Annotated in this window: 1 protein-coding gene; it reads left to right on the top strand. The window is 47.8% G+C overall.

Annotation, left to right across the window (positions count from 1 at the left end; all coding sequences use genetic code 11):
- On the top strand, positions 1 to 253 hold a 253-nt coding region (locus AC0IXA_RS27835), incomplete at both ends, for a S8 family serine peptidase (RefSeq protein ID WP_471814967.1).

Below are 253 nucleotides of genomic sequence, written 5' to 3'. Positions count from 1 at the left end.
GTACACATGTGACGGGAACGATGGTTGGCTCTGAGCCAAATGGAGAGAATCAAATTGGCGTCGCACCAGGTGCAAAATGGATTGCGGTGAAAGCTTTCTCAGAAGATGGTGGATCAGATGCTGATCTGCTTGACGCAGGTGAATGGATTTTAGCCCCAAAAGATGAAAATGGAAACCCTCATCCGGAAAAGGCACCAGATGTAGTGAATAATTCTTGGGGCGGCGGGCCTGGTCTTGATGATTGGTATAAAGA

It is taken from the genome of Pseudomonas sp. AC083, assembly GCF_979253165.1.
This window is presented reverse-complemented; position numbering and strand designations above follow the sequence as displayed.